This window comes from uncultured Photobacterium sp. (assembly GCF_947502415.1).
In the GTDB taxonomy this organism is placed as follows: Bacteria; Pseudomonadota; Gammaproteobacteria; order Enterobacterales; family Vibrionaceae; genus Photobacterium.
The window spans coordinates 1-1,114 of record NZ_CANMZV010000086.1; the positions used below are offsets into that span (position 1 = coordinate 1).

A 1,114-nucleotide genomic window follows, 5' to 3' on the forward strand; every position below is an offset into this window, starting at 1 on the left:
GCCTCGAGGCGGAATCGAACCACCGACACGAGGATTTTCAATCCTCTGCTCTACCGACTGAGCTATCGAGGCAACGGGGCGCATTAAAAAGGTTTTCCGGCTTTGCGTCAACGGTTTTTTGATAAAAAAAGTGCAACCTTTGTTTTTTTATGCTGATTGTGTGTATTTTGAGCGCGTTTTGATGGTTGAAACTATGAGTTGAGATTAGTTATCAGCTAACGCTTGTTGCTCTTGATTCAAGGCACGTAAGAGCGCCGGGCGGCGACTGAGGCGCTGACGGTACTGCTCGAGCCTGAGCGGGAGCTTCTGTTCAAACTTCACAGCCCAGTTTAGGGTATGGGTTAGCAGGATATCGGCTACCGTTGGGAAGTTACCGATGAGGAAGTCACTGTCAGGTAGCCAGGCCTCGGCGGTTTGTACGCTTTTTTTGAACTCCCAATTAGCGACGGAGATCATTTCGGGCAGGCGGATCTGCTCGGGCAGGGCAAACTTGTGCTTTCCCATCGACCATAACGGTTGTTCAAGCTCTGTAATAATAAAGCTGAGCCATTCGAGGTGTTTGGCTGATTCTGCTGTTGCAGGCTCTGGTAGCCAGTGTTGGCCATATTTTTCTGCCAGATAGAGACAAATGGCTGCAGATTCGGTAACTACAATTCCTTCGTCAAATAACGTTGGCACTTTGCCTTGCGGGCAGAGGGCAAGGTAGTCGGTTGATTTGTGCTCGCCTTTGGCAAAGTTGACTAAGCGGTATTGCCATTCAATGCCGAGCTCTTCCAGCAGCCAGGATACGCGCAATGAACGTGTTCGGGGGTAACCGTATAGCGTGATCATACCTTCTTCCTTGGTGTGCTAAAGCATGGTTATAAACTTAGTTCAAAACGAAGGGGGGCCGCAAAAGAACTGTCACAATTAAGACTTATGTATCAGGAGGTGAGGGTAGGTATTAGAAATTTTGTAAGAGGGAGGAATGAAGCTGCCCTGAAAAGCGGTTATGACAGGCATAAAAAAAGCCTCGTCTTTCGACAAGGCTTTCTTAATTGGCTCCCCCTGCGGGACTCGAACCTGCGACATACGGATTAACAGTCCGCCGTTCTACCAACTGAACTAAGGGGGA

General features: G+C 48.8%; 1 protein-coding gene and 2 tRNA genes. All 3 read right to left on the reverse strand.

The window, feature by feature from the left end; all coding sequences use genetic code 11:
• The 3 genes from Q0852_RS23620 to Q0852_RS23630 all read right to left on the reverse strand — a co-directional run bounded on the left by Q0852_RS23620 (position 1) and on the right by Q0852_RS23630 (position 1,114).
• Positions 1 to 72, reverse strand: a tRNA-Phe gene (locus Q0852_RS23620).
• A gap of 132 nt (positions 73 to 204) precedes the next feature.
• A complete protein-coding gene (locus Q0852_RS23625; RefSeq protein ID WP_299022887.1) occupies positions 205 to 831 on the reverse strand; it encodes a glutathione S-transferase family protein in 627 nt (208 codons plus the stop codon).
• 207 nt (positions 832 to 1,038) lie between these two features.
• Positions 1,039 to 1,114, reverse strand: a tRNA-Asn gene (locus Q0852_RS23630).